22 protein-coding genes are annotated in these 23,005 nt (G+C 36.3%); 16 read left to right on the top strand and 6 right to left on the bottom strand.

Annotation, left to right across the window (positions count from 1 at the left end):
* The first annotated feature begins 33 nt into the window (after positions 1-33).
* The 12 genes from OZX59_RS02880 (at position 34) to OZX59_RS02825 (ending at position 9,810) form a co-directional block, all read left to right on the top strand.
* Positions 34-1,143, top strand: a complete 1,110-nt coding sequence (locus OZX59_RS02880; protein ID WP_277126640.1) for a Xaa-Pro peptidase family protein — start codon at positions 34-36, stop codon at positions 1,141-1,143.
* 67 nt (positions 1,144-1,210) lie between these two features.
* Positions 1,211-1,780, top strand: coding sequence for an elongation factor P (gene efp, locus OZX59_RS02875; RefSeq protein WP_277126639.1), 570 nt, complete (start codon positions 1,211-1,213; stop codon positions 1,778-1,780).
* Between the two features lie 18 nt (positions 1,781-1,798).
* On the top strand, positions 1,799-2,257 hold the full coding sequence (locus OZX59_RS02870; RefSeq protein ID WP_277126638.1) for an Asp23/Gls24 family envelope stress response protein: 459 nt from the start codon (positions 1,799-1,801) through the stop codon (positions 2,255-2,257).
* The gene (gene nusB / locus OZX59_RS02865) at positions 2,235-2,633 is read left to right on the top strand and encodes a transcription antitermination factor NusB (protein ID WP_277126637.1); all 399 of its coding nucleotides are present in this window, start codon (positions 2,235-2,237) and stop codon (positions 2,631-2,633) included. The genes OZX59_RS02870 and nusB overlap by 23 nt, the downstream gene beginning before the upstream one ends.
* A gap of 59 nt (positions 2,634-2,692) precedes the next feature.
* A complete protein-coding gene (locus OZX59_RS02860; protein WP_277126636.1) occupies positions 2,693-3,541 on the top strand; it encodes a tetrahydrofolate dehydrogenase/cyclohydrolase catalytic domain-containing protein in 849 nt (282 codons plus the stop codon).
* Entirely contained in the window at positions 3,531-4,898 is a 1,368-nt protein-coding gene (xseA, locus tag OZX59_RS02855) for an exodeoxyribonuclease VII large subunit (protein ID WP_277126635.1), read from the top strand. Before OZX59_RS02860 ends, xseA begins: the two co-directional genes overlap by 11 nt.
* On the top strand, positions 4,879-5,121 hold the full coding sequence (locus tag OZX59_RS02850; RefSeq protein WP_277126634.1) for an exodeoxyribonuclease VII small subunit: 243 nt from the start codon (positions 4,879-4,881) through the stop codon (positions 5,119-5,121). The genes xseA and OZX59_RS02850 overlap by 20 nt, the downstream gene beginning before the upstream one ends.
* A 2-nt stretch (positions 5,122-5,123) precedes the next feature.
* Positions 5,124-5,990: a polyprenyl synthetase family protein gene (locus tag OZX59_RS02845; protein WP_277126633.1), complete on the top strand. Its 867-nt coding sequence runs from the start codon at positions 5,124-5,126 to the stop codon at positions 5,988-5,990.
* Positions 5,991-6,803, top strand: coding sequence for a TlyA family RNA methyltransferase (locus tag OZX59_RS02840; protein ID WP_277126632.1), 813 nt, complete (start codon positions 5,991-5,993; stop codon positions 6,801-6,803).
* A 10-nt stretch (positions 6,804-6,813) separates the two neighbouring features.
* Positions 6,814-8,499 carry a DNA repair protein RecN gene (recN, locus tag OZX59_RS02835; RefSeq protein ID WP_277126631.1) on the top strand — a complete coding sequence of 562 codons (1,686 nt, stop codon included), beginning with the start codon at positions 6,814-6,816 and terminating at the stop codon, positions 8,497-8,499.
* Positions 8,496-9,374 (top strand): GNAT family N-acetyltransferase, encoded by an 879-nt coding sequence (locus tag OZX59_RS02830; protein WP_277126630.1) that lies wholly within the window; start codon positions 8,496-8,498, stop codon positions 9,372-9,374. The genes recN and OZX59_RS02830 overlap by 4 nt, the downstream gene beginning before the upstream one ends.
* Positions 9,367-9,810: an ASCH domain-containing protein gene (locus tag OZX59_RS02825; RefSeq protein ID WP_277126629.1), complete on the top strand. Its 444-nt coding sequence runs from the start codon at positions 9,367-9,369 to the stop codon at positions 9,808-9,810. Before OZX59_RS02830 ends, OZX59_RS02825 begins: the two co-directional genes overlap by 8 nt.
* A gap of 74 nt (positions 9,811-9,884) precedes the next feature.
* Here the strand turns inward: OZX59_RS02825 and OZX59_RS02820 are convergent, their stop codons facing one another.
* Complete coding sequence (locus tag OZX59_RS02820; protein ID WP_277126628.1) at positions 9,885-11,228, bottom strand: SLAP domain-containing protein; 1,344 nt, start codon at positions 11,226-11,228, stop codon at positions 9,885-9,887.
* A 350-nt stretch (positions 11,229-11,578) separates the two neighbouring features.
* On the opposite strand from OZX59_RS02820, the gene OZX59_RS02815 reads away from it, so the two are divergent.
* The gene (locus OZX59_RS02815; RefSeq protein WP_277126627.1) at positions 11,579-12,265 is read left to right on the top strand and encodes a TetR/AcrR family transcriptional regulator; all 687 of its coding nucleotides are present in this window, start codon (positions 11,579-11,581) and stop codon (positions 12,263-12,265) included.
* A gap of 700 nt (positions 12,266-12,965) precedes the next feature.
* On the opposite strand, the gene OZX59_RS02810 is transcribed toward OZX59_RS02815, so the two are convergent.
* From OZX59_RS02810 to OZX59_RS02790, 5 genes are all read right to left on the bottom strand, one after another.
* Positions 12,966-13,217: a type II toxin-antitoxin system RelE/ParE family toxin gene (locus OZX59_RS02810; protein WP_277126979.1), complete on the bottom strand. Its 252-nt coding sequence runs from the start codon at positions 13,215-13,217 to the stop codon at positions 12,966-12,968.
* 27 nt (positions 13,218-13,244) lie between these two features.
* Positions 13,245-13,571: a toxin-antitoxin system gene (locus OZX59_RS02805; RefSeq protein ID WP_277126626.1), complete on the bottom strand. Its 327-nt coding sequence runs from the start codon at positions 13,569-13,571 to the stop codon at positions 13,245-13,247.
* A 175-nt stretch (positions 13,572-13,746) separates the two neighbouring features.
* The gene (gene pgmB / locus OZX59_RS02800; protein WP_277126625.1) at positions 13,747-14,403 is read right to left on the bottom strand and encodes a beta-phosphoglucomutase; all 657 of its coding nucleotides are present in this window, start codon (positions 14,401-14,403) and stop codon (positions 13,747-13,749) included.
* Positions 14,384-17,203, bottom strand: a complete 2,820-nt coding sequence (locus OZX59_RS02795) for an alpha-L-rhamnosidase (RefSeq protein ID WP_277126624.1) — start codon at positions 17,201-17,203, stop codon at positions 14,384-14,386. Before OZX59_RS02795 ends, pgmB begins: the two co-directional genes overlap by 20 nt.
* A gap of 12 nt (positions 17,204-17,215) precedes the next feature.
* The gene (locus OZX59_RS02790; RefSeq protein ID WP_277126623.1) at positions 17,216-18,919 is read right to left on the bottom strand and encodes a glycoside hydrolase family 3 N-terminal domain-containing protein; all 1,704 of its coding nucleotides are present in this window, start codon (positions 18,917-18,919) and stop codon (positions 17,216-17,218) included.
* Positions 18,920-19,052: 133 nt separating this feature from the next.
* Between OZX59_RS02790 and OZX59_RS02785 the strand changes: the two genes are divergently transcribed.
* The 3 genes from OZX59_RS02785 to OZX59_RS02775 all read left to right on the top strand — a co-directional run bounded on the left by OZX59_RS02785 (position 19,053) and on the right by OZX59_RS02775 (position 22,921).
* On the top strand, positions 19,053-20,066 hold the full coding sequence (locus OZX59_RS02785; RefSeq protein WP_277126622.1) for a helix-turn-helix domain-containing protein: 1,014 nt from the start codon (positions 19,053-19,055) through the stop codon (positions 20,064-20,066).
* A 183-nt stretch (positions 20,067-20,249) separates the two neighbouring features.
* Positions 20,250-21,449 (top strand): MFS transporter, encoded by a 1,200-nt coding sequence (locus tag OZX59_RS02780; protein ID WP_277126621.1) that lies wholly within the window; start codon positions 20,250-20,252, stop codon positions 21,447-21,449.
* Positions 21,449-22,921 carry a hypothetical protein gene (locus OZX59_RS02775; protein WP_277126620.1) on the top strand — a complete coding sequence of 491 codons (1,473 nt, stop codon included), beginning with the start codon at positions 21,449-21,451 and terminating at the stop codon, positions 22,919-22,921. The genes OZX59_RS02780 and OZX59_RS02775 overlap by 1 nt, the downstream gene beginning before the upstream one ends.
* Positions 22,922-23,005 lie beyond the last annotated feature (84 nt).

The raw sequence follows: 23,005 nt of genomic DNA, 5'->3' as shown, positions 1-23,005 counted from the left end.
AAATAAAGTTATTATTTGATAAAGGAGCTTGAAATGAACGAACAAGAAGAGCTGTTAACACTGCTGAATCGCCGAATTTCTGCGGTAGTTGAGCTGATCAAACAAAAAGGTGCTGATGGTTTGCTGATTTTTAATCAAGCAAATTATCGGTATCTTACCAATTTTACTGGTGAAGAAGCTCAATTAATTTTGACTGCTAATGGCGATAGAATATTATTATCTGATTCTCGTTTTGCTGGTCAAATTAAGGCTCAAGCTCCGGGTGAATTAACGGTTATCATGAAGCAAGGCGACCAAGATGCAGAAATTAGTCGTGAACTCAAACAAGCAAATTTGCACAAGGTTTTAGTTGAAGGGGAATTTGTTTCTGCAACCGAATTTAGCAATTTACAAGCGTTAAATCCACAAATAGAATTAGAGCTGTGTCAGGAACTGGTTGAACGTGTTCGCAATGTCAAAGACGAGCTAGAACTGGCTACTTTAAGACAGGCGGTTCAGATTTCAATGGATAGTTTCAATGGTATTTTATCAATGATTAAGCCAGGGGCAATTGAACGTGAGATTGGTGCTAAATTAGATTACCTGTTCAAGGTTAATGGTGGCGATGGTCCTGGATTTGAAACAATTATTGCTTCGGGCGTGCGCTCTTCTTGGGCTCATGGTGTTGCTAGTGATAAAGAAATTGAATCAGGGGATCTGGTTGTAATTGATTTTGGGGCATTTTATCATGGCTATACTGCTGATATTACACGCACGGTGGCTGTTGGCCAAGTTGACCCTGAACTTGAACAGATTTATCAAATTGTTCATGAAGCACAGCGCCGCGGAATCGCAGCCGCGGTAACAGGCAACCACGGTGCTGATGTTGACAAGGCTGCACGTGATTATATAAATGAACAAGGTTATGGCCAATATTTTGGTCACGGAATCGGTCATGGAATTGGATTGGAGATTCATGAGCTGTGTCAGCCTGCCTTGCCTTTTGGTAAGCAGGAGCTGGTAAATAATATGGTTCATACTGTTGAGCCAGGGATTTATTTGCCTAATAAAGGTGGAGTTAGAATTGAAGATGATATTCTAGTCCATAATCAAACTCCAGAAACGTTATCGACCCTTCCTAAAGATGAGTTGATTTTCTTATAAAATTAAATATTATTGATAGTAAAATCACGCCTAAATTGGTAAAATATAAAGATGAGGTACTTATAAAATGACGATGATTTCAGTTAACGAGTTTAAGAACGGTCTAACCATTCAATATAATAATGATTTGTGGCGGATTGTTGAATTTCAACATGTTAAGCCAGGTAAGGGTAGTGCCTTTGTTCGTTCAAAGCTCAAGAGTTTGAATACTGGTGCGGTTCAGGAATATACTTTTCGTTCGACTGCTAAGGTAGAAACTGCGGAAATTGAAACTAAGGGTATGCAATACTTGTACAATGATGGTGCTAGTTATGTTTTCATGGATACAACTACATATGATCAGCTTTCAATTCCTAATGAGCAAATTACTGATGAAGCTAAGTTTTTAAAAGAAAATATGGATGTTAGTGTAATTATGCATGAGGGCAAGACTCTTGGGGTTCAGTTACCTAATACTGTTGATTTAGCAGTTGCTAAGACTGAGCCCAATATTAAGGGTGATACATCTTCAGGTGGCGGTAAGCCTGCAACAATGGAAACTGGCTTAGTGGTTAATGTGCCCTTCTTCATTAATGAAGGGGATGTCTTAACTATTAATACTGTTGATGGTAGCTATGTATCTCGTGCAAATAAGTAATTTTTAGAGGTAAATAAAATGGCAGATAGTTCAAAAATTGTCTTAGATGATAAAAATAACGGTGAAGAAATCGAAATTGATCCTAGTGTGCTTGAAGTTATTATGGGAATAGCTGCCGAAAAAGTTGATGGGATCGCTAAGATGCAAGGCAGTGTTAAATCAGGGATTAATCGTGTTTTAGGACGCGAAAGTCGTAGTAAGGGTGTAAATGTTACACTTGATGATGAGCATAACTTGATTGCCGATATTTATATTAGTATTGAGGCTGGTGGCTATGTTCCTAAAATTGCCATGGATTTACAAAATTCTCTGCAAGCACAAGTAAAACAAATGACAGATTTGACTTTTAAGGAAATCAACGTCCATGTTAATGGGTTAGTTTTCCCAGAAGACGAAGTCCAAGAAGAAAGTGGGACATCAAAGCTGTTTGCTGACATTGATGAAAAGAGTAAAAATGAATCAACACGAGAGTCGTAGAGTTGCAATGCAGGCGGTATATTTAGCTAACAATGAGCTAAATGATACTCCTGAGGATATTCAAGCTAAAACAGTTGCAACACTTGATTTGAAGGAGTTGCCTGCGTATTCAAAGACGATCATTGCGGGAGTAATTACCAAACGTGATGAATTAAAGGGTGAGATTGCTAGTCACCTGAAGAAAAATTGGCGGATTAATCGAGTTAATCAAATCACTCTAGCAATTTTAGAAGTTGCCTTATACGAGATTAAGTACAGTGATCAGATTGAGCCGCGAGCAGCAGTGAACGAGGCATTAAACTTATGTGATGAATTTGCTGATCCTAAAACGAAACCGTTTGTTAACGGAGTTTTGGCAAATTTTGTTGAAGAATAACTAATAGTCGGCTAGTTAAAGCCGGCTATTTTTATAGTATAGAAAAGGAAATAATTAAGTTGGGGCAAATCCTTGATGGTAAGGCGCTAGCTGATTTTAAAGCAGTTAAGCTGAAGCTAACAGTAGAAAAATTGCGAAAGCAAGGTACAAGGCCCTGCTTTTGTGTAATTAATATCGGTGAGGATCCGAGCAGTAAGATTTATTTAAAAACTAAAAAGAGACGAGCAGCTGAAATTGGCATTGGTCAAAAAGTTTATCAATTAAAGGCAGATGTTAGTCAGGTCGAGCTTTTAGCACTAATTGCTAAATTAAATAGGGATGACAAGGTAGATGGTATCATGATCCAGTTGCCCGTTCCTGAGCAAATAAACTTAAATGAGGCATTAGAGCAAATTGATCCTGCTAAAGATGTTGATTGCCTCACGCCAAGTAATGTTGGACGACTTTGGCGTGGAGATCATTTTGTTGAGCCAGCTACTGCACATGGGATTCTAGCGCTATTAGACCATTATCGAATTAATTTGCGTGGTAAAAATGTGGTAATTATTGGTAGAAGCAGTATTGTCGGTAAGCCATTGGCGGCATTAATGCTTGAACGCGATGCAACCGTTTCAATTTTACACTTGCAGACTAGTAACCTTTTTGAATATACTAAGAGGGCAGATATTATTGTTTCAGCAGCAGGACAAGCTAAGCTAGTCACTGCCGCTATGATTAAACCTGGTGCGGTGATCATTGACGTAGGGATTAATCGTCTTGATAAACAGGTAGTTGGTGATGTTGATTTTGCTAGTGTTGCACCAAAGGCGAGTTACATTACACCAGTTCCGGGAGGAATTGGCCCACTAACTGTCGAGTCTTTGATGGAGCAAGTCGTTAAATTAGCAAGGAGAAAAGATGGCCGATAATAAGTATCTTAGTGTTACGGATTTAAATTATTATATAACGCAAAAATTTAAAAATGATCCATACTTACACAAGGTTTTTTTACAAGGTGAATTATCTAATTTTCGTTTTCGGCGTAATTCACACCAGTATTTTTCATTGAAAGATGAAAAAGCGAAAATTAATGTGGTAATGTTTCGTTCGCATTTTGATAAGGTAAAGTTTAAGCCTGAAGAGGGAATGCAAGTCTATCTAACTGGATATGTCAATGTCTATGGGCCACAAGGTACATATCAATTTTATGCGGAGTCAATGGAGCCTGCTGGTCTTGGTGCTTTATATGAACAGCTGCAGCAACTGCAAGCAAAGCTGGCTAAAGAAGGCTTATTTAATACAGAGCACAAGCGTCCATTGCCGCACTTTCCTGATCGTATTGCAGTGGTCACTAGTGCGTCGGGTGCAGTTATCCATGATATTTTGGTGACTGCCAATCGCCGCTTTCCACATGCTCAAGTAGATTTGTTTCCTGCGCAAGTTCAAGGGGAGCGTGCTGCGGATTCATTAATTGCCGCAATGCAGCAGATTAAGTTAGCTAAGGACAAGTACGATGTTATGATCATTGGGCGTGGAGGTGGATCTTTAGAAGATCTTTGGCCATTTAATGAGGAAGCAGTGGTACGACAAGTTTATGCGATGCCAATGCCGGTTATCTCTTCAGTTGGTCACGAAACAGATACAACCCTTTGCGATTTGGTTGCTGATGTGCGTGCCGCTACTCCAACTGCGGCGGCAGAATATGCTACCCCAAATTTGACTGACGAATTAACCAATATTCAGCAATTGCGTAGCAGCTTGCTTGCAAGCATGCAAAACCTGATTAAGGCACGTCGTGATGAGCTTAATCGAATTAATAATTCAGTGATTATGCGTGAGCCAACTAGGTTGTATGATGAACAGGTGCAAACACTTGATCTATTACAGACACGTTTGAAAAATAGCATGTTACATAAACTTGAACGTGATCGCCAAAATTATCAGTTGCTGCATCAGCAATTACGGGCAGTTAATCCTGGACAAAGAATTGCGCAAATGCAGCAACAACAGAATTTTTACAGTCAAAAATTACTGACGAGTATGCAGGCGTTGCTACATAATCAGCGTCATCAGTTAGCGCAAGTTAGCCAACAATTGGATGATTATAGTCCGCTTAAGACAATGGATCGCGGTTTTATTTATGCCACTAATGTACAAAAAACTACCGTAACTTCAGTTACACAGGTTAATGTTGCTGATAAACTTCAGTTACATTTTAAAGATGGTCAGGCAACAGCAGTTATTAACACAATCAGGAGAAATAAACATGACGACAAAGAAGAATAATTTCGAAACAGAATTAAATGATTTACAAAAAATTGTTACTAATTTGGAGAATGGTAACGTTCCACTTGAAGATGCGTTAGCAGAGTTTCAAACAGGAGTCAAACTTAGTCGTGATTTGAACCAAAAATTGACTGATGCGGAAAAAACGGTGGCAAAATTGATTGATCAAGATGGTACGGAGCATCAATTGGATCCTAATAATGCGGCATCGCCAGAGGAATAATCATGAAGTTTAAAGAATTTAGAAAAAAATGGACCCCAGTAATTGATGACTACTTAAATGAACATTTGGCGTTAAATATCGATGATGCTAAGGTTAGTCTGATTATGACTTATTCAGTCATGGCAGGTGGTAAAAGGTTAAGACCACTTTTATTTTTGGCAACTTTAAACACGCTAAATCATGAAATTGGTGAACGTGAAATTGAAATTGCTAGTGGTATTGAGCTAATCCATACTTATTCACTAATTCATGATGATTTGCCAGCGATGGATAATGATGACTATCGTCGAGGACGCTTAACTAGCCATAAAAAATGGGGTGAAGCGGAAGCGATCTTAGCTGGGGATGCGCTGCTTACAATGGGGATTGAATGGATTGCTGAGGGGAGTAATTCGATCGATCTTATCAAAATTATTACTAAAGAAGTAGGTCCTAATGGCATGGTTGGTGGTCAATATTTGGATATTGATTCAACTAATAATGCTGAGGTGGCAGATGATTTAGCTTTTGCTAATCGGATGGAGTGGCTTAAAACCGGGTGCTTAATCAGAGCATGTGTTGCTATGGGTGCTGAATATGCTAAGGCAGATGTAGCAAGTAAGGATAAATTAATTGCGTTTGCTGAATGTTTTGGTCGGTCGTATCAAATTTATGATGATTTAGTTGATGTAGTGCAGACTAGCACTGAGGCAGGTAAAGCGACCCATAAGGATGAAGCTGAAGGCAAGAATAATACCTTGACTATCCTTGGCGTTGAAAAAAGTCGTCAGGAATTAACCGAATTGATTGATCGAGCTAAGATGAATTTGCAAGGTTTATCAGGTGAGATTTTAGCGGGATTCCTTGACTTATATCAGAAGGTGCTATAAATGGGCAAAGAACGGGCAGATGTTCTGCTTACTAAAAAAGGGTTATTTCATTCACGTACGCAAGCACAACGTGCGATTATGGCCGGACTAGTTTGCGATCATGATCACCAACGAATTGATAAAAGTGGCACCAGTTTTCCAGCAGATGAACAGTTTTATATCAAGGACGATGGTAAAAAATATGTTTCGCGTGGCGGTTTTAAGCTTGAGAAAGCTTTAAAATCATTTCAAATTAATTTGCAAGATAAAACTTGTTTAGATATTGGTGCTTCTACTGGTGGCTTTACCGATGTTGCTTTACAAAATGGTGCAAAGTTAGTCTATGCCTTGGATGTTGGTTACAATCAACTTGCTTGGCAATTACGTGACGACAACCGGGTTGTAGTGATGGAAAAGCAAAACTTTCGATTTAGCAAGCCAAGTGATTTTACTCAAGGATTGCCAGACTTTGCGATGACAGATGTTTCTTTTATTTCATTGGATTTGATTATGCCGCCAATGTATGAAATTTTACAAGATAACTGTGATGCTGTTTGCTTAATAAAGCCGCAATTTGAAGCCGGACCAGAAAACGTTGGTAAGCATGGCATTGTCCATGATCATGATGTTCACTGCCAAGTTATCGAACATACGATTAATCAGGCGTTGGCCATTGGTTTTAACGTGTTAGCTGTTGATTATTCACCAATTAAAGGTGGCAAAGGTAATATTGAGTTTTTAATTCATTTACAAAAAAGGCTAGACCATGGCGGACAGAATCTTTGGCAAGGTACGCCGCAAGCATTGGTAGCTCAGGCAATAAGTGAACTTTAGGGGTTAAAAAATGTTAGTTGAACTGGACATCAAGAATTTTGCAATCATTAAATCATTGAAGGTTCGCTTTCAAGAAAATATGACGGTACTAATTGGTGAAACTGGTGCCGGAAAGTCTATCATCATTGATGCTGTTTCATTATTAATGGGTGGACGTGGCCAAAAAGAAATGGTGCGCAGCGGCGAAAAGAAGGCTGTTGTTAGCGGCTTGTTTGAAATTAGTAATGGTTCTAAGCGAATTGGCGAGCTTTGCGAAAAATATGGGTTACCCGATTCGGATGGTCAACTGGTCATTAGTCGTGAATTAGCTGTTAAAGGCCGCAATGTTGTGCGAATTAATGGTCAATTGACAACAATTAACGTTTTACGTGAATTGGGTCAATATTTGGTTGATATTCATGGTCAAAACGATCAACAAATTCTAATGGATCAGGATCGGCAAATTGATTTGGTTGATAATTATGCACCTGCAGACTTTAAAAGTAAGCTTGAACAATATCAGACTGATTTTGCTGCTTGGCAAGAAAGCAAGTCTAAACTGAGTCATTTGCGTAAAGATGCACAGGAGTTAGCTCAAAAGCAAGATATTTTGCAATTTCAAAATGATGAGCTAACTGCAGCTGCTTTAAGTGATGATAATGAAGATGAGCAGCTTGAAGAAGAATACAACGAGCTAAATAATTATCAAAAGATCGTTGATACGGCTAATTATTTGTTGCAGCTATATGACGATGATGAGCATGGAATTGAAACTTTAATCGGGGATGCACAAATAGCCGCCGGAGAACTAGCTACTTATGGTAGTAAGTTTAAAGAAATTACTAAGACAATTGATGATGGTGTTTATGCGCTAACTGATGCTCGCAGTGAATTATCGAATATTCTTGATGAAATGGATTTTGATGAAGAAAGATATCAGTATGTTGCTAATCGGTTAGATACTCTTAATTCGCTAAAGAAAAAATATGGTCCAACTTTAGCAGATGTTTTTAAATTTTATGAGCAAGTCCAACAAGAACTGAGTCAGTTTGCAACTGGTGGCCTAGATGAAGAAGAACTACAAAAACAAGTTACTGCTCTTGAGCAACGTTTGACTAAAGAAGCTAATGAGTTACATCAAATTCGAGAAAAAGTGGCACGGTCACTTGAAGAAAAGATCAAGCATGAGCTAGCTGACTTATATATGTCTAAAGCACGGTTTGAGATAGAGATTACTAAGGCTGATAGTTTTACCAATAAAGGAACTGATAATATTGTTTTCTTAATTGCTCCAAATCCGGGTGAAGAATTAATGCCACTAGTTAAAATTGTTTCTGGTGGTGAACAATCAAGACTGATCCTGGCTTTGAAGGCAATTTTTAGTCAGGTAGAACCAGTTGGCACCATGATTTTTGACGAGATTGATACTGGTGTCTCGGGTCGAGTATCAGCTGCGATTGGCCAAAAACTGCATTCAATTGGTGAACATAAGCAAGTAATTGCGATCACTCACTCACCTCAAGTGGCTGCAGCAGGAGATCAAAAATATTTGGTAGCTAAGCAGGTCAAAGATGGTGCAACTTACACCCAAATTGGTCCGCTAACACAGGAAGAAACGATTACTGCTATTGCTGAAATGATGGCTGGTAGTGATGTAACTGAGGCAGCTAAGCAGAATGCGGCTGATTTAATGAGGAGTTTTAAGCAGAAAAAGTGAAATTAGTTAATAAAGTGACGTTAAGTGAGTGTGAACAAGCAGCAGCTGGCCAATTAATTAAGCAAATTCATGAAGCTGACCAGACCTATTCAGATCCCTATCTAAGTAACCAATATAATTATTTTCCGGATATGCCAACTTTTGTTTTAGCTTATGAAGCTGACCAGTTAGTTGGCTTGGTTATGATTTATGCAGATGAAGAACCTGACAGTGAGGTAGATTTGCATGTAGAAGTTGCTCCTGAGTTTCGCAAACAAGGTATTGCGAAGCGACTGCTTGAACAGACTTATCAGATTCTGGCTAAATATAGATATTCTGATTATAACTTTGTATCAGAAATGAGTTTTTTACAAAAAAATCCAGCCTTTTTGACGAAAAATGCTTTAGAAATCGTTGATAGGGAATATCATATGAGAACTTTAAAGCCTACTGAAATTGCTATATCGGATAAATTAGTTGATAGTCTTACGATTAAAACAATGTCTGAATCGGATATTGAGCAAGTAGCACTGATGCATTCTGCAGCATTTAATGAAAGTTTTTCTACTTCTATGCAATATATCAGGCAAAGTTTGGCGGACGAAAGTTGTCTGAGTTTCAATTTGATTTATCAAAAAGAAATTGTTGGTTATTGCTGCGTTGATTTAGGTGATTATGCGTATTTCTTTGGTTTATGTGTTGCACCAGCATACCGTGGACAAGGATTTGCAACGTTTATGATTAAGCAAGCAATGAGTCTATTACAAGTAAAAGGTGTCCAAGAGTTTGTTTTGGATGTTGATAGGGATAATTTGCCAGCAATTTGTGCTTATCAAAATGCAGGCTTTGAAATCAAAACTGAAGTGGCCTATTTGAAAGAGTTAAAGCATGAATAAAGAACTTAATAAGTATTGGCACGATTTTTGTCAGCAACGCGGAATTGATTCAAATAAATTGGACGAGGCGTATGCCTTTGGCGACAATGTTGAAATGGCAAATCAATTAGCTGATTTGGTCAATCGTGGTATTAAAACAGCCACGACCAGTATCTATGATGAGCGAGAACCAGTAGCTCCAGTTGGTCAGTACTCTATTATTCTAGATGGGTCCGGGCAGCCAGTCTGCGTGATACAAAATAGGGTTGTCGAAGTGATACCTTTTAAGCAAGTTTCTCAAGAGCATGCCTATCATGAAGGTGAAGGCAATCGTGATTATGAAACTTGGCGTAAAGAACACTGGAATTTCTTTACTAAAGAGTGTCAGGCAGAGGGCTTTGGCGACTTTACGGAAGATACTAAAGTAGTTTGTGAAGTTTTTACAAAAATTGAATAACAAAAATAGCAAAAAGCACTTAGTCAACGTGACTAAGTGCTTTTTTGTGATGCAAAATAATTTCTATACGACAACTAATCAAAGTCACTTGCTCTGACATATTGGTTAGCAGCGATCCAGTAGTACTTTTTACCGTTAATAGTTACAGGTTTGCCATAGCTTCTAACGCGAGTACCTTTACTAATTTTGGCTTTATTTAATTTACGACCTGATTTATTGTAGTAAGCTGCGTTACAGTTACTCTTGCGGCTAATGCCGTCAATGTCTTCTGCCTTAAGATACATCTTTTCGTCACCGTCGTCGGCAGTTTCGTAGAATTCCTGGCCATTGATAGTGGTTTTGCCAGTAACAGCGACAGGTTGTCCGCCTTCAACATACATGCCAGAGACTAATTGACCTTGAGCGTCATAAACGTCCGTGTCGCGGCTAGGGATGACTTTATCAGCACCAGCTGGTATTTCAATGTCAAAAGTGTCGTCATCATCATTTTGTGCAGGTTTGCTGGTACTGTCAGTCTTGGCACTGCTCAGTTTAACCAATTTAGGACTTTGCGCCTTAATTTTAACTGCTGATAGGCTATTATCCTTGAAATCTTCGTTAACCTTTAATCCAGTTCCCTTGCCTAAAGTAAAGTTGACAACGTATTTTGTATGGGTGAATTGTGGCAGAGTGTCTGGATCGAGATTATTGCTGGCAGTAATTTCGATGTCAGAGTTGTTACCAGCCTTAACTTGTGGGCTCTTATAGTCATCAGTTTTGTCAAAAATGCGGGCAACACCGTCTACATCAAGATTTAATGATGCATCATCACCAATAGTTAAGCGATTGTTGAAGAAGTAATCATGGCCACTGCCACCGGTTGGCTTATCGTTGACTGTTACGTGGGCATTATCGGCGACTTTGAGTGCGCTTCTAAATGGCACACCGGATGCTTGATAACTGACGCTAGTCGTGCCAGAAAGACTCACAGATGATGAAAATGCCAGATCTTCAGCTTTAGTATCGACCAGATTAATCTGCTTAAAAAAGCCCATTGATAGGTCATCAGTTTTGGAACCAACAATTGTTAAATTCTTCAAAGTGATTGTCGCAGTACTATCATCGCCAAGTAGGTAGTGTTCGTTAAGGTTGATTGAATTGCCACTACCATTAATTTCTTTATTCCCGTTAACAGTAATCCAAGTCGGGTTTTCTTCTTGAGGTCCACTGATTGAACTAGTTAAAGTAATTTTGCTGACAGATTTGTTACTCAAAGCTGTTGCCAGTTCTTGCCAGTTGCTGACACTAACTTGACTTACAGATGCAGCTTGAACTGTTTGAGGCTGCTGCACATTTTGGTAATATCCGATTGCAATAACTGATAATGCTGCGCCACAGATTACTTTAACCATTCCATTTTTTAAACTTGCTCTTTTCATTTTTATCGATCCTTTCAAGTGATTTTTTGTTTTTCAAATTTGATAAAAGCAAGTTTACGTCTCGAAGGTGCATAAAGTAAAATATTTAGCTTTTAATTTTACACTTTATATTAAAGATATTCTTGGACATTATTACGAAGTATTCACTTGCATAATTACTTAAAAATGCTTATATTAAAGCAAAAATTAGTACAAAAAGTATTTAAATTTATAATTAATAATCATTAATAAATAAAATAAATATGCTATAATCATATTCATGCATAGGCTTATTTCTAACAAGTAGATAAAGTTAGTGTTATCATAAGTAATAGATAAGTGCTAAAGTAAAATGTTATAGAGGGACTCAAATGACTAGAAAGAGAAATTTAGAGCAAAGAAGACAAATATTAGAAGTTGCCTACAGACTGTTCAAGGTTTATGGCGTAAGCGGCGTATCAACGCAAATGATTGCTAATGAAGCTGGTATTTCCAAATCATTGTTGCAGGCATATTATCCTTATAAGCGTGACCTAAATGATGACGTTATTAAGCAGTTCTTAAACGTCGTTGGTGGGCATTTAAATAAGTTTGTGCATGATGGCTATCAGATGGGATCAATGGTATATGCGTTTATCTACATGGCATGTAGTTTTGGGATTACTAATACCAACATGAGTTTGATTATTTCTGAAGTTTTGTCGAGCCATGAATTTTCTGATGCTTGGGAAAATCTGTTACTGGACTGGCTAGAAGAGAATAATTGGTTTTCCAATTTAAAAGCCAGTCAGTCTGAAATTTCTGCTGGGATTACCTTTGTGACAGCTGGCTTGAGCAAGATTTATTTCAAGCATGCAAAGCTATCCTTAGACGCGAAAAAAATTGCCGACTATTCAACTAGGACTTTTTTAACTATCTTTTTACATTTTGATGAAGAAAATGCTGAAAAAGGTGTTACAGAGGGCATGGCGATCCTGCGTCAGCTAGATATGCGCAAAATTTTGTATGAAGCGGATACAATGTTCTCACCAGCACCTTATATGTTATATAATGCTTAACTTGGCAAGCTTTATTGTTATTATTCGATTATTAAATTGTTGTAAAAATCAAAGCAAATTAAAAATCACGAAACTTAGGTTTCGTGATTTTTGTTTTTTTATATTAGATTAAGTTGTTATTTATTAGCAAAATAAAAGTATTACAAGTATACGATTATTTTTTAAACGATATAGGTTAAATTTTAGCAAAAAAATTTTTTATTTTTTTCAAGGGGCTTTTTTTACTCAAAATTTGTTTCAAAAAAGTTCTATCTACGTATAATTAATTAATCTAAGTTTGCAGTTAAGAAATTTAATTGTCATGGAAATAAATGCTGCTATATCAAGTTTTTACTTAAGAAAGCTGTTTTAAATTTAGCAAAAAATTTACCTAAAATTGAACTTTTTAAGTAAAAAACTTGGTATAGTTTAACCAAAAAATGGATACTCTTAGTTCGCTTATTTAAGATTTTATAATCCAAACTCTCATAAGAAAAAATTTGTCAATTAATTACGGTAGCAATGAAAAATTAGCTAATTAGTTAATTTTGCCACAAACTGCTGATTAACTTTAATGGCCTTTAAGCTGGGTAGCAATGATGATTGGTTGATAGAGTGGGGGGGAGCGGCTTGTATAAAAATAAATGTAAAAAACAGTGACGAAATTAGCATGGTGCTTACCCAATTTTATTAATTCAAACAAAAAGAGCGATAACGCTCTTTAAATTAAATTCTTCAATTTTTGATAGAATCCTTCATGAGAACCAGCCAGTAATACTATCACAACTGTTTCATCTTCTAAGATTTTATAAGCAACTCGATAGCTAGTCTTTGCATATTTAAACTCGATTGTACGAATACCGGTAAGATCTCCGGTTTTACTCACTTCTACATGTGGATCTATGGCAATTTGCTGATAAATTACATTGCTTAATTTTTGCTTTAGTCTTTTGTCTTTAAGCTTTTTAGCAATTTTTTTACTTGATTAGTCAGTCTTATGTTATAAACCAATTTCTTTTTCAAACTCCTCTTGAGTCATAATTGGCTCTTTGGCGCCTTCTTCAGATAGCTTATCAAAAGCTTGTGGTATTGCTTTTTTCTTTTCCAAAAATTTATCAATCAATTCTTGACCTGAATAGTTCTGGCTGACTAACTCTTTAAGGATATCAGCGTTAAAATCAAAGAAATTATCATTATCAACGAATTCATAGAAAATGCCATTATCAGTTAAACGAGGAATAGTAGTTATCCCTTCTTTAACTCCAAAACTTTTTGGAATAGACAACATTACTGCATTTCCTTGTTTTCTAGTTTTTACCGTTCTCATCTTGTTCATCCCTAGAATTATTATCTCATTTCTAATAAGTAATTACTTTTATACCTTTAAGAAATGAAAATAAATGAAGCAACTCATACATAAATCTTTAGCTTGTGTAGCTAATTTAGTCATAATAAAACCCCGAAAATATTCGGGGCAGCTCAATTTAAAAAAACTGTTAATATTAGTTATTTTGATAAGCAGTAACCATTTTAGCAAAAGTTAGTTCAGCGGTATTAGGCACAATGAATTTGGCCTGACTTAACTCAGCTTGGCTTCCAATTCCAATGGAAAAGGCACCAGCTGAGTTAATTGCTTGAATACCGGCAATTGAATCTTCAATCCCGATACAATCTGTTACCTTAACGTTAATGGCTGAAGCAGCAGCTAGAAAAATGTCAGGTGCAGGCTTTCCCAAAGTAACTTGTTGCGGATCGGCAATCGCGTCAAACGAATTACTTAAGCTTAATTTATCTAAAATTAATGGTCCATTCAAACTGGCAGATGCTAGTGCTAATTTAAAATGATGCTTTTTAAGCTGGTTAATCAACTCACTGATTCCCGGTAAGATGTCAGCAGATGTTAAATCAGTTAGTAATTTACGATAATAGGTATTTTTCTCGTTACATAAATTAGCAAAGTCAGCCTGACTGACGGTAATTTGTAAATAATTTAGTATTGCGGTTAAGGAATCTTGCCGACTAACGCCCTTAGTTTGGCTTTCTAGTTCAGGTGGTAAATCTTGTTTAAAATGGTCTTGGATGAGTTTGCGCCACGCCTTAAAATGAAATACTGAGGTGTCGGCAATGACACCGTCTAGATCAAATAGTACGCCGTTCATTTAAAAATTTCCTTTCACTTGCTAATGGAGTTTTCCGTAAAATTTTTTCAATTTGATTGAGTTCTGAATTAGAAATATTGACAAACGGTAAGGTTTCATTGAGCTTAGTTAACGACAAAGCACCAAAATTTTGAAGATTATCATCTGCTGATAAGAAGTCAAACACTGGATTAACCTTCTGCAATTGCTTAACTAAGAATTGATCTGCCATAATTATTTTGACAGGTGTTTCCAATTGATAATATTCAATGTAGCTTTTGTTTGGTTGATAGCTGATTGAAAACTTACCGTTGGTCAAAGTGAGTGGTTGGTCAGCAAATTGACCGTTGACGAAAATCTTGGTACCGCTTGAACGAGGTAAACTAACATGGACAACTTGACCAAATGGTACTGTGATGGCTAATTTAATAGTATGCTGTTCATCTGTTTCTAATTGGTATGCTAATTTTAAATCGCCATAGGAACTCTCATAATGACCATTAACTTGCTTTAGTCGATAGTCAAACTGTGGGGCAAATAGCACTTCTTGATAGCCACTATCCAGGTGCTTAAGACCAAGGATATGCTGATAAACCCAACTCATGATTGCTCCAACTGAGTAATGATTTAACGAATTCATCCCCTCAGGATTAATAGTGCCATCGGCTAGGATTGAATCCCATCTTTCCCAGATAGTTGTTGCACCAAGGTTAACCGCATATAACCAACTAGGAAAATCTTCGTTTAGGAATAATTGCATTGCTAATTCATGATGGCCATTGTCAGACAATACCTGACAGATTAGGGGAGTGCCAACAAAACCAGTTTTGAGATGATTTTGGTCTTTAGCTAGGCGGCTAACTAAGTCACTGACAACGCGTTCTTTTTGTGATGGCGGTACTAAGTCAAAATAAAGCGCTAAAGCATAACCTGTTTGGGTATCAAGTGCCAGGCGACCATTATTAGTGATATATTCATTTTTGATGGCTTGTTTGATTGCATTAGCTTGCTTAGTATACTTTTGAGCATCTTTATCTTTACCTAAAACAGTTGCTGTTTTAGCAACAATGGTACTAGAATAATAGTAATAGGTAGAAGCAATAAAATCTTCATCGGTTTTACCAGTTGGCAAGGCAGGATTTTCGCCATCCAGTGCTAACCAATCGCCAAACTGAAAGCGGCCGGTCCAGAGATTAGGTGTCGTCGTGTTTTGACTGATCCAATCAACCCATGCCTGCATTCCTTGGAAATTTTGTCGTAAAATTGCTGGATCACCAGTTGCTTGATAAGCATTCCATGGAATAATTGTGGCTGCGTCTCCCCAGATAGCAGCGCCACCTTCTTCATTACCCATTGCGGGTGCATACATTGTTAGCATACCATGATGTTGTTTTTGTTCAATTAACATGTCATTGGCGTATTTTTTGAAAAAAGGATATGAATTCATGTTTAACAATGCGGTTTCGGAGAATATATCAGCATCACCAGACCAGCCAAGTCGCTCATCACGCTGCGGACAATCCGTTGGCACGTCAACGAAATTACTTTTTTGGCCCCACAAAACATTTTGCAAGAGGCGATTAACTTTGGAATTTTCTGTTTCAATTTTTCCGATTGTTTTTAAATCAGAATATAACACACACGAATGAAAATTAGCTGCATTAATTTGTTGTTTGAATCCAGATACTCTAATATAGCGATAACCATAATAGGTGAAATGCGGGCGGATCCACTTATTTTGCCCATCGGAAGTATATTCAAAGGCTGCTCTAGCTTCACGCAAGTTATCACGGTAAAAGTTACCATCTTGCAAGAGTTCGCCCATTTCTAACTTGATGGTATTGCCTAGTTTTTCTTGATTATAAAATTCTGGCCAACCAGCATGATTTTGTCCGAAATCTAACACTGTTTCACCGTTTGGTGTTTGGATTATTTGTTGGACTGGCAATTGCTCTTTGATTTTAATGGGTAGGCTTAAGCGATCACGTAAAATATTCGTAGGGTGGTTGACTAGCTCGGCTGGTTGCCAGTTAGTGACCTTGATCGTGTCGTCATAGTCTTCACCATAGTAAATAGCGGATTTGGTAACTTTGCCGCTAGTAGTTTGCCAAGTATTATCCGTTTTGATAACCATCTGTGAGCTGTCAATAAATTCCAGATGTAGTTCGGCTAAAGCGATTTGCCGATTACCATAAATATTTTCTTGACCGCCTTCGAAACCAAAATTACCTTTATACCAGCCATCTGCTAGTGAAATAACTAATTCCTGCTGTTGTTGGTCAGTAAACATTTGGCTAACATCATAAGTTTGTACTTGGACTAACTTATCATAAGCCGTGACCCCAGGACTAAGAAATTCTGTACCAATTTTTCGCTTGTTAAGATATGCTTCATAAAGCCCAAGCCCTGTAATATATAAACGTGCTGTTTTAACTTTTTGGGGTAAAGCAAATTCTTTGCGTAACAGTGTATTTTGCAAATCCTGGTTGGGATTGCCAATCCATTCTGCTGTATATGGTTCTGTCATTTTTCCAGTTTCAAAAAATGATGTTTGTTCGGTTTGTTGTTTCTGATTACGCAATTGCACCCTAACAGTATAACGAGTCCGTGGTAACAATGGTACGTGTTCATCAAAAACATTGTTGTCATATTCACGCCAATTAGAATCAAAATCTAGTTCGGAACCAGTAATTGTTAGCCGTTTTTGCACATCTGCAAAATCAGCTTTAGTTTGGACACTGAATTCAATACGAATGCTATCGCCTAAGTCAAACCCGATGGGTTCAACCATTTGATTAATTAAAATATTAGTAATCTTCATAAATTATCTCTTCTATAACTTAGTTTCAAAATGACCGCAAAATGGATCCACCGGACTCTGGCCCAAGAACTCTTCTTGACCAGCCATTTTTCTTAAAGTAGCGTCAATGGTAGCTTCGTTACCAGTATAGGCGTTGATATAAGTTGAAACCGTTGGGACGTCAAATAGATGGTACGGATTGCAAGTTGATACAAAAATAGTTGGAATACTGCGCATAAACCAGGGTGCATCAGCAGCCATTAAATGGAGCCAATCAATTCTCGTAGTGGTTTGATTACTTGCCGTTTCAATATTGGCTACGTAAAGGGCAAGATCGAACTGCTCTTTTTCGTATTGCAGACCACCTTCAAAAACTTCATAAAAATCTAGATTTTGGTGATCATAGACACTTACTTTGAAACCCATTTCTGTTAGTTTGCCCTTGAACTTATCACTAACGTGGCCACCCTCTTTAAAGCCGCCATCATCTGTATCGCCTAAGACAACTAGGCGAATTTTCGGGTACTTTTTTGGAGTAATTGGCAATAATTGATCACGGTCTTTAACTAAGGTAACTGATTGTTTGGCAATTCTAGTTGCTATTTTTTCGTGTTCAGCTAGTTTTAAATCAAGCTTTGGCAGACGGTGAGTTGCTGATTGATTATTGATATTCATAACACCTTGTGCAACTTTAGTTGCGATAATTCTAGTAACGGCTTCATCAAGTCGCTGGCTAGAAATAGTGCCAGCATTAACTGCATTGGTGATGTATTGATAATCTTCATCGATGTTTTTATTGAAAAGGATCATATCGATACCAGCATTGATAGTTGTTGGCAATGCTTCTTCACGTGGCAAAATTGCATTATAGCCAATCATTGGAGTAGCATCGGTAATAGTCAAACCATTGAAGTTTAGCTTGTCTCGTAATAGACCTTCAATTAATAATTTCGAAGTTGTAGCCGGGCGTAAATCTTCGTCTGCAATTCCTGGTTGCAGTTTTCTTTCCCAAGCTGGTTGCATGATATGGGCAATCATGATGCTAGGCAGGCCATTAGCAATTAAATGTTGATAAATTTGACCATAAGAGTTCATCCACTCATCTGCAGAAAGCGAGTTGATTGAACTTAATAAGTGTTGGTCACGTTCGTCAACACCATCACCAGGAAAGTGTTTGGCAACAGGAATAATTTGGTTAGCTATCAGACCAGCAATTTCTGCGTCAGCCATTTCAATTACCGTCTTTTGGTCACTACCAAAAGTTCTGGTATTCATAATTGGATTACGAAAATTAAGGTCTAGATCAACAATTGGCGAAAAGGCCATATTAGCCCCAACTTGTTTAGCTTCATATCCAGACACATTACCAAGTTCATAGGCATTCTCAGAATTACCGGTAGCGGCAATTTGCATTGGACGAGCTAACCAAGTTCCATCGCTAAGTAGGCCGTTGCCCCCGGCTTCTAAGTTAGCTGAGATGAAGAGAGGAATTTTACTTTCTGTTTGGACATTATGGATTTCATGTTGCAGTTTGCTTGATTTATCTGGGCGATACATCATACCACCAGGCTGATATTTTTGAATAAATTCCTTTAAATCAGTTTCGTCTTCATCTTGTCCAATCACAAAAAAGAGTTGCCCAATCTTTTCATTGATATTCATACTTGCAACCTTTTGCCGCACAAAGGTAATTTGTTCTGATGATAAGTTATAGGGCTTTTTAGTTAAATCTGTCATGTAGTCTCCTTTAAAATAGATAATTTTTATTGATTTTAGTTTCATTTTAACTTATTGTTAAAAAGCAAACTATCGTTAAAAAACATTAATATTATGTTTATTTCACAGATTTTATTATTTTAGGAAATTTAAATTGAATAAAAAGGTTCTGCAAGTTTTAAGAAAGAATAATACCCGTAGAGAGTGGGCAAAAGTTTATGCTACTACCAAAAATAAAGGAAATATAGCTAAGAAAGTTTCATTAATAGATGGTGAAGCAGTTTATCGTTTTTTTGAAACTTATTCTGATAATTTAATTCTTAATAGCAGTTCAATTACAATTTCGGTTCAACCAATAGAATCATTTATTCCTTATCACATGCATAATTATGTTGAAATAATGATTCCGCTGGTAGAAGATTGTGTGGTTGTTTTAGAGCATACGAAAGTCAAAGTTAAACAAGAAAATATTATCTTTATGGGTAATAGGACTATTCATAAAGTTAAGCCAATAAGTAAGAATGGTATTGTAGTTAATATTGCATTAAGAAGTTCAGCTTTTTCTTTAAATGAATTAGATTTTTTACAAAATAAAGAAAGCGCTTCAAATATTTCTAATCTACTTTTTTCATTATTATCTGATGAAGAATATGGAGAGGGTAGATATAGTCTGTTTGAGACTAAAAGAAATACTAAAATAATTTCACTAGTTTATGATATTATTTCGGAATATTATTTTCCGGATATTCAGTCTGAGCAGTTAATTAGACTAGAGATGTTAACTTTGTTCTCTAGATTAATTCGGCAAGTTAATCATTCAGATTTATCTGTACATGATTATCGTAAAAACAAAAATAATTTACTGTCTTTATTATTATATATTGAACGACATTACAGTAATATTACGTTAAAAGACATGGCTAAACAGTTTGGATTTAATCCTAATTACTTGTCAGACTATTTACAAAAACATACTGGAAAAACTTTTATTCAGTTAGTTCATTTACAGAGGGTTAATGTTGCAGCGAAATATTTGACGTATACGAAAGCATCAATCGAAAAAATTTCAAATAAAATAGGATATGAAAATCCATCGTATTTTTATAAGATATTTAAAAAATATATAGGAATTTCTCCAGCTCAGTATCGTAAAGAAAACAGTAAGTAGGCTCAAATTGAAAGGTTAGAAATAATACTACAACAGTATTGTTTCTGATCTTTTTTGTTTTAAGTAAATAAATAATCTGTGAAATGGATAGAATTTCTCTGCTTTTTGAGTATAGTTTTGACCAAAGTTGAATAATAAACTAAATCTATCAAGTGAAAGCGAAAACAAAAAGGAGAAAATTTTATGAAGAAAAAACAGTTATCCATGGCAGTGGGAATTTTAAGCATGAATTTATTATTAATGTTAGCTACGCTAGCAAGTTCAGCAATTGCCGCAATTGCTAAATCTTTCCCACAAGAACCAGTTTCCAAGGTTCAGTTAATTGGATCAATTCCACAATTGGGACAGATTATTGCCACTGCTCTATTTACGTATCTTACTTTCAAAATGACTAGAAAAAACTTAGGTCTTCTAGCTGTATCCTTTGTTGCTATAGCTGGAATTATGCCGGCGATTACCAATAATAGTTTAAATATCATCTTAGCCTGCATGGTTTTGGTAGGATTTGGAACTGGAACCATTACCAATGTTGTACCTGTTTTGCTACAAGAAAACTTTGAAGGAGAAGAACGTGCAACTGTTATGGGCTGGGCAAGTGGAGTTACTAATGTAGGAATGATGATTTTTACAGCATTGGGTGGATTCCTAGGCGGATCTAACTGGAGAAACTTGTTTTGGGTTTATGGTTTAGCATTTATTGTGTTTTTATTAGCGTTTTTCCTTATTCCACAAGATAAAAAACTTAAGGATATAGGTACCAAAAAAGAAAAGACAAATTATTGGACTTTATTTAAAGGGTTGAATCCTTATGTTTATGTTTTATATATAATTAATTTTATACTTTCTTTTGCTTTAATGGCCTTTACATCAAACCAATCAATCGTACTTGCCACTCAGGGTAAAGGGACTGCTTATGTAGCAGGTGTAACTGCATTAGGTAACGTTGGAGGAATTTTAACGGCAGCATTTCTTACCTATGTAAGAAAGTTTACCAAAAGTAATACAATTGCTTGGGGCTTTATTGCTTTTGCTTTGTCATTTTCTTGTATCGCGTTTTCTTCTAATATTGTATTGCATGTGATTGGTAATGCGTTTAATGGAGTAGGAATTGTTTTAATTAATGCTACTGCACCTTATGAAATGTCTATTCTAACTGATGAGAAACAGTTTACGCTAGCTGTTTCAATTAATACATTGTTAGGATCACTAGCTGGAATGGTTGTTCCAATGATTTTGGCTGCATTACAAATTGCACCAGGATATAGTTCATTCATCGCTGGAATTATAATTACTGTTATTGCGGCAGCTTTATTATTAGTTACTAGATTTGGAACAAAAGTGGAAGCAGAACAAAATAGAAAAACAAGTGAGGTTGTTAAGTAATGATTAATTTTGAAATTAATTTTAAAGAGACGCATGAATTTAAACATTATTGGCAGATGTGTGTTGGAAGTAGCCATGCATACACGGCTTTGCGGGCAGATTACCGTGAGCAATTAAAAAAAGTTCATGATGAATTAGGATTTAAGTATGTACGTTTTCATGGGCTGTTTGATGATGAGATGAGCGTTTGTACTGAAACATTTGATTTTGACGGTAATTCTCAAGGAATAATTTATAATTTTACTAATATTGATAACATTATTGACTTTTTATTAGAAATAAATATGAAGCCATTCTTAGAATTAGGTTTTATGCCAAATTGTTTGGCTTCGGGAAAAGGACAAGTTTTCCCATATGGTGGAAACAATTCAATGCCTAAATCAGATTCACAATGGCAGGAATTAATTCTCCAATTTACTAAGCATTTGGTTGAAAGATACGGATTATCGGAGGTTAAATCCTGGTTCTTTGAGGTTTGGAATGAACCTAATTTGCCATTATTTTTCTCAGGTAGTCAGGAAGACTATTTTCATTTATATGAAATAACTGTGAATTCCATTAAAAAAGTTAGTCCAGAGCTAAAAGTTGGTGGTCCAGCCACCTCCTTCAATTCTTGGATTCCTGAATTTATTGAATTTTGTGAAAATAACAGTGTTCCACTTGACTTTGTTTCAACACATCATTACCCAACTGATGATCCTTTATGGAAAAGCGGAATGGATATTGAAGAATATTTCAAGCAAAATCAAGGAATTGATACTAAATATCCGCGTGGTGTTTTGAAAAAAATGACACTTGAGACTAAAAAACAAGCTAAGAATTATCCATTATATTATACGGAATGGAATGTGTCCGCTGAATTAGGCGATGGTATCCATGATGGGCCCTATGCAGCAGCAATGGTAGCTAAAACTTTAGTAGATAATGATGGTTTAGTTGATGGCTATTCTTACTGGACCTTTTCAGATATTTTTGAAGAACAGTATCAAAAGCCAGGTGTTTTTCATGGTGGGTTTGGATTACAGACTTATCAAGGTATTGAAAAACCGGTTTACCGAATTTTTGAAATTTTTCATGAGCTTGGTAATGAAAGACTAATGGTTGAAAGCTCTGCATCTGATTCAACGGTTGAATTACTGGCTGTTAAAAAGGACAGTAACTTACAATTAGTACTTTATAATCATAATGTTCCTGGTGAGCCAATTTCAGAATATAACGTTACAATTGATTTAAATAATGCTAACTTAAACAAAGAATGCTTTGTAAAAATAATCGACGAAACCCATGCCAATGCGAAAAAAAGCTGGATAGATCTTGGTAGTCCAGAATATGTTAACTTCAATCAAATAAAAGAATTACATGCCGCTTCTGAATTACAAAGTGAAAAAGTTAAAATAACTAATGGTAAGATTAACTTTCATATAAAGTCTCATTCCTGCATATATATCACAATTAACAATTTTTTTAATTAAACTTCTGTAAAAGGGCAAGGAATAGTTAAGAAAATAATGTAATATGTTTTTATGATCAATTTAAATTGGTAAACACACATGGAG

It is taken from the genome of Lactobacillus sp. ESL0681 (genome assembly GCF_029392835.1).
Taxonomy (GTDB): Bacteria; Bacillota; Bacilli; order Lactobacillales; family Lactobacillaceae; genus Lactobacillus.
The sequence above is the reverse complement of the archived record's forward strand: the minus strand, read 5'-3'. Positions and strand labels throughout refer to the sequence as shown.

Coding starts and splice junctions, on each gene's coding strand:
- OZX59_RS02880 (WP_277126640.1), top strand. CDS start 34: ATGAACGAACAAGAAGAGCTGTTAACACTGCTGAATCGCCGAATTTCT.
- efp (WP_277126639.1), top strand. CDS start 1,211: ATGACGATGATTTCAGTTAACGAGTTTAAGAACGGTCTAACCATTCAA.
- OZX59_RS02870 (WP_277126638.1), top strand. CDS start 1,799: ATGGCAGATAGTTCAAAAATTGTCTTAGATGATAAAAATAACGGTGAA.
- nusB (WP_277126637.1), top strand. CDS start 2,235: ATGAATCAACACGAGAGTCGTAGAGTTGCAATGCAGGCGGTATATTTA.
- xseA (WP_277126635.1), top strand. CDS start 3,531: ATGGCCGATAATAAGTATCTTAGTGTTACGGATTTAAATTATTATATA.
- OZX59_RS02850 (WP_277126634.1), top strand. CDS start 4,879: ATGACGACAAAGAAGAATAATTTCGAAACAGAATTAAATGATTTACAA.
- OZX59_RS02845 (WP_277126633.1), top strand. CDS start 5,124: ATGAAGTTTAAAGAATTTAGAAAAAAATGGACCCCAGTAATTGATGAC.
- OZX59_RS02840 (WP_277126632.1), top strand. CDS start 5,991: ATGGGCAAAGAACGGGCAGATGTTCTGCTTACTAAAAAAGGGTTATTT.
- recN (WP_277126631.1), top strand. CDS start 6,814: ATGTTAGTTGAACTGGACATCAAGAATTTTGCAATCATTAAATCATTG.
- OZX59_RS02825 (WP_277126629.1), top strand. CDS start 9,367: ATGAATAAAGAACTTAATAAGTATTGGCACGATTTTTGTCAGCAACGC.
- OZX59_RS02820 (WP_277126628.1), bottom strand. CDS start 11,228: ATGAAAAGAGCAAGTTTAAAAAATGGAATGGTTAAAGTAATCTGTGGC.
- OZX59_RS02815 (WP_277126627.1), top strand. CDS start 11,579: ATGACTAGAAAGAGAAATTTAGAGCAAAGAAGACAAATATTAGAAGTT.
- OZX59_RS02805 (WP_277126626.1), bottom strand. CDS start 13,571: ATGAGAACGGTAAAAACTAGAAAACAAGGAAATGCAGTAATGTTGTCT.
- pgmB (WP_277126625.1), bottom strand. CDS start 14,403: ATGAACGGCGTACTATTTGATCTAGACGGTGTCATTGCCGACACCTCA.
- OZX59_RS02795 (WP_277126624.1), bottom strand. CDS start 17,203: ATGAAGATTACTAATATTTTAATTAATCAAATGGTTGAACCCATCGGG.
- OZX59_RS02790 (WP_277126623.1), bottom strand. CDS start 18,919: ATGACAGATTTAACTAAAAAGCCCTATAACTTATCATCAGAACAAATT.
- OZX59_RS02780 (WP_277126621.1), top strand. CDS start 20,250: ATGAAGAAAAAACAGTTATCCATGGCAGTGGGAATTTTAAGCATGAAT.
- OZX59_RS02775 (WP_277126620.1), top strand. CDS start 21,449: ATGATTAATTTTGAAATTAATTTTAAAGAGACGCATGAATTTAAACAT.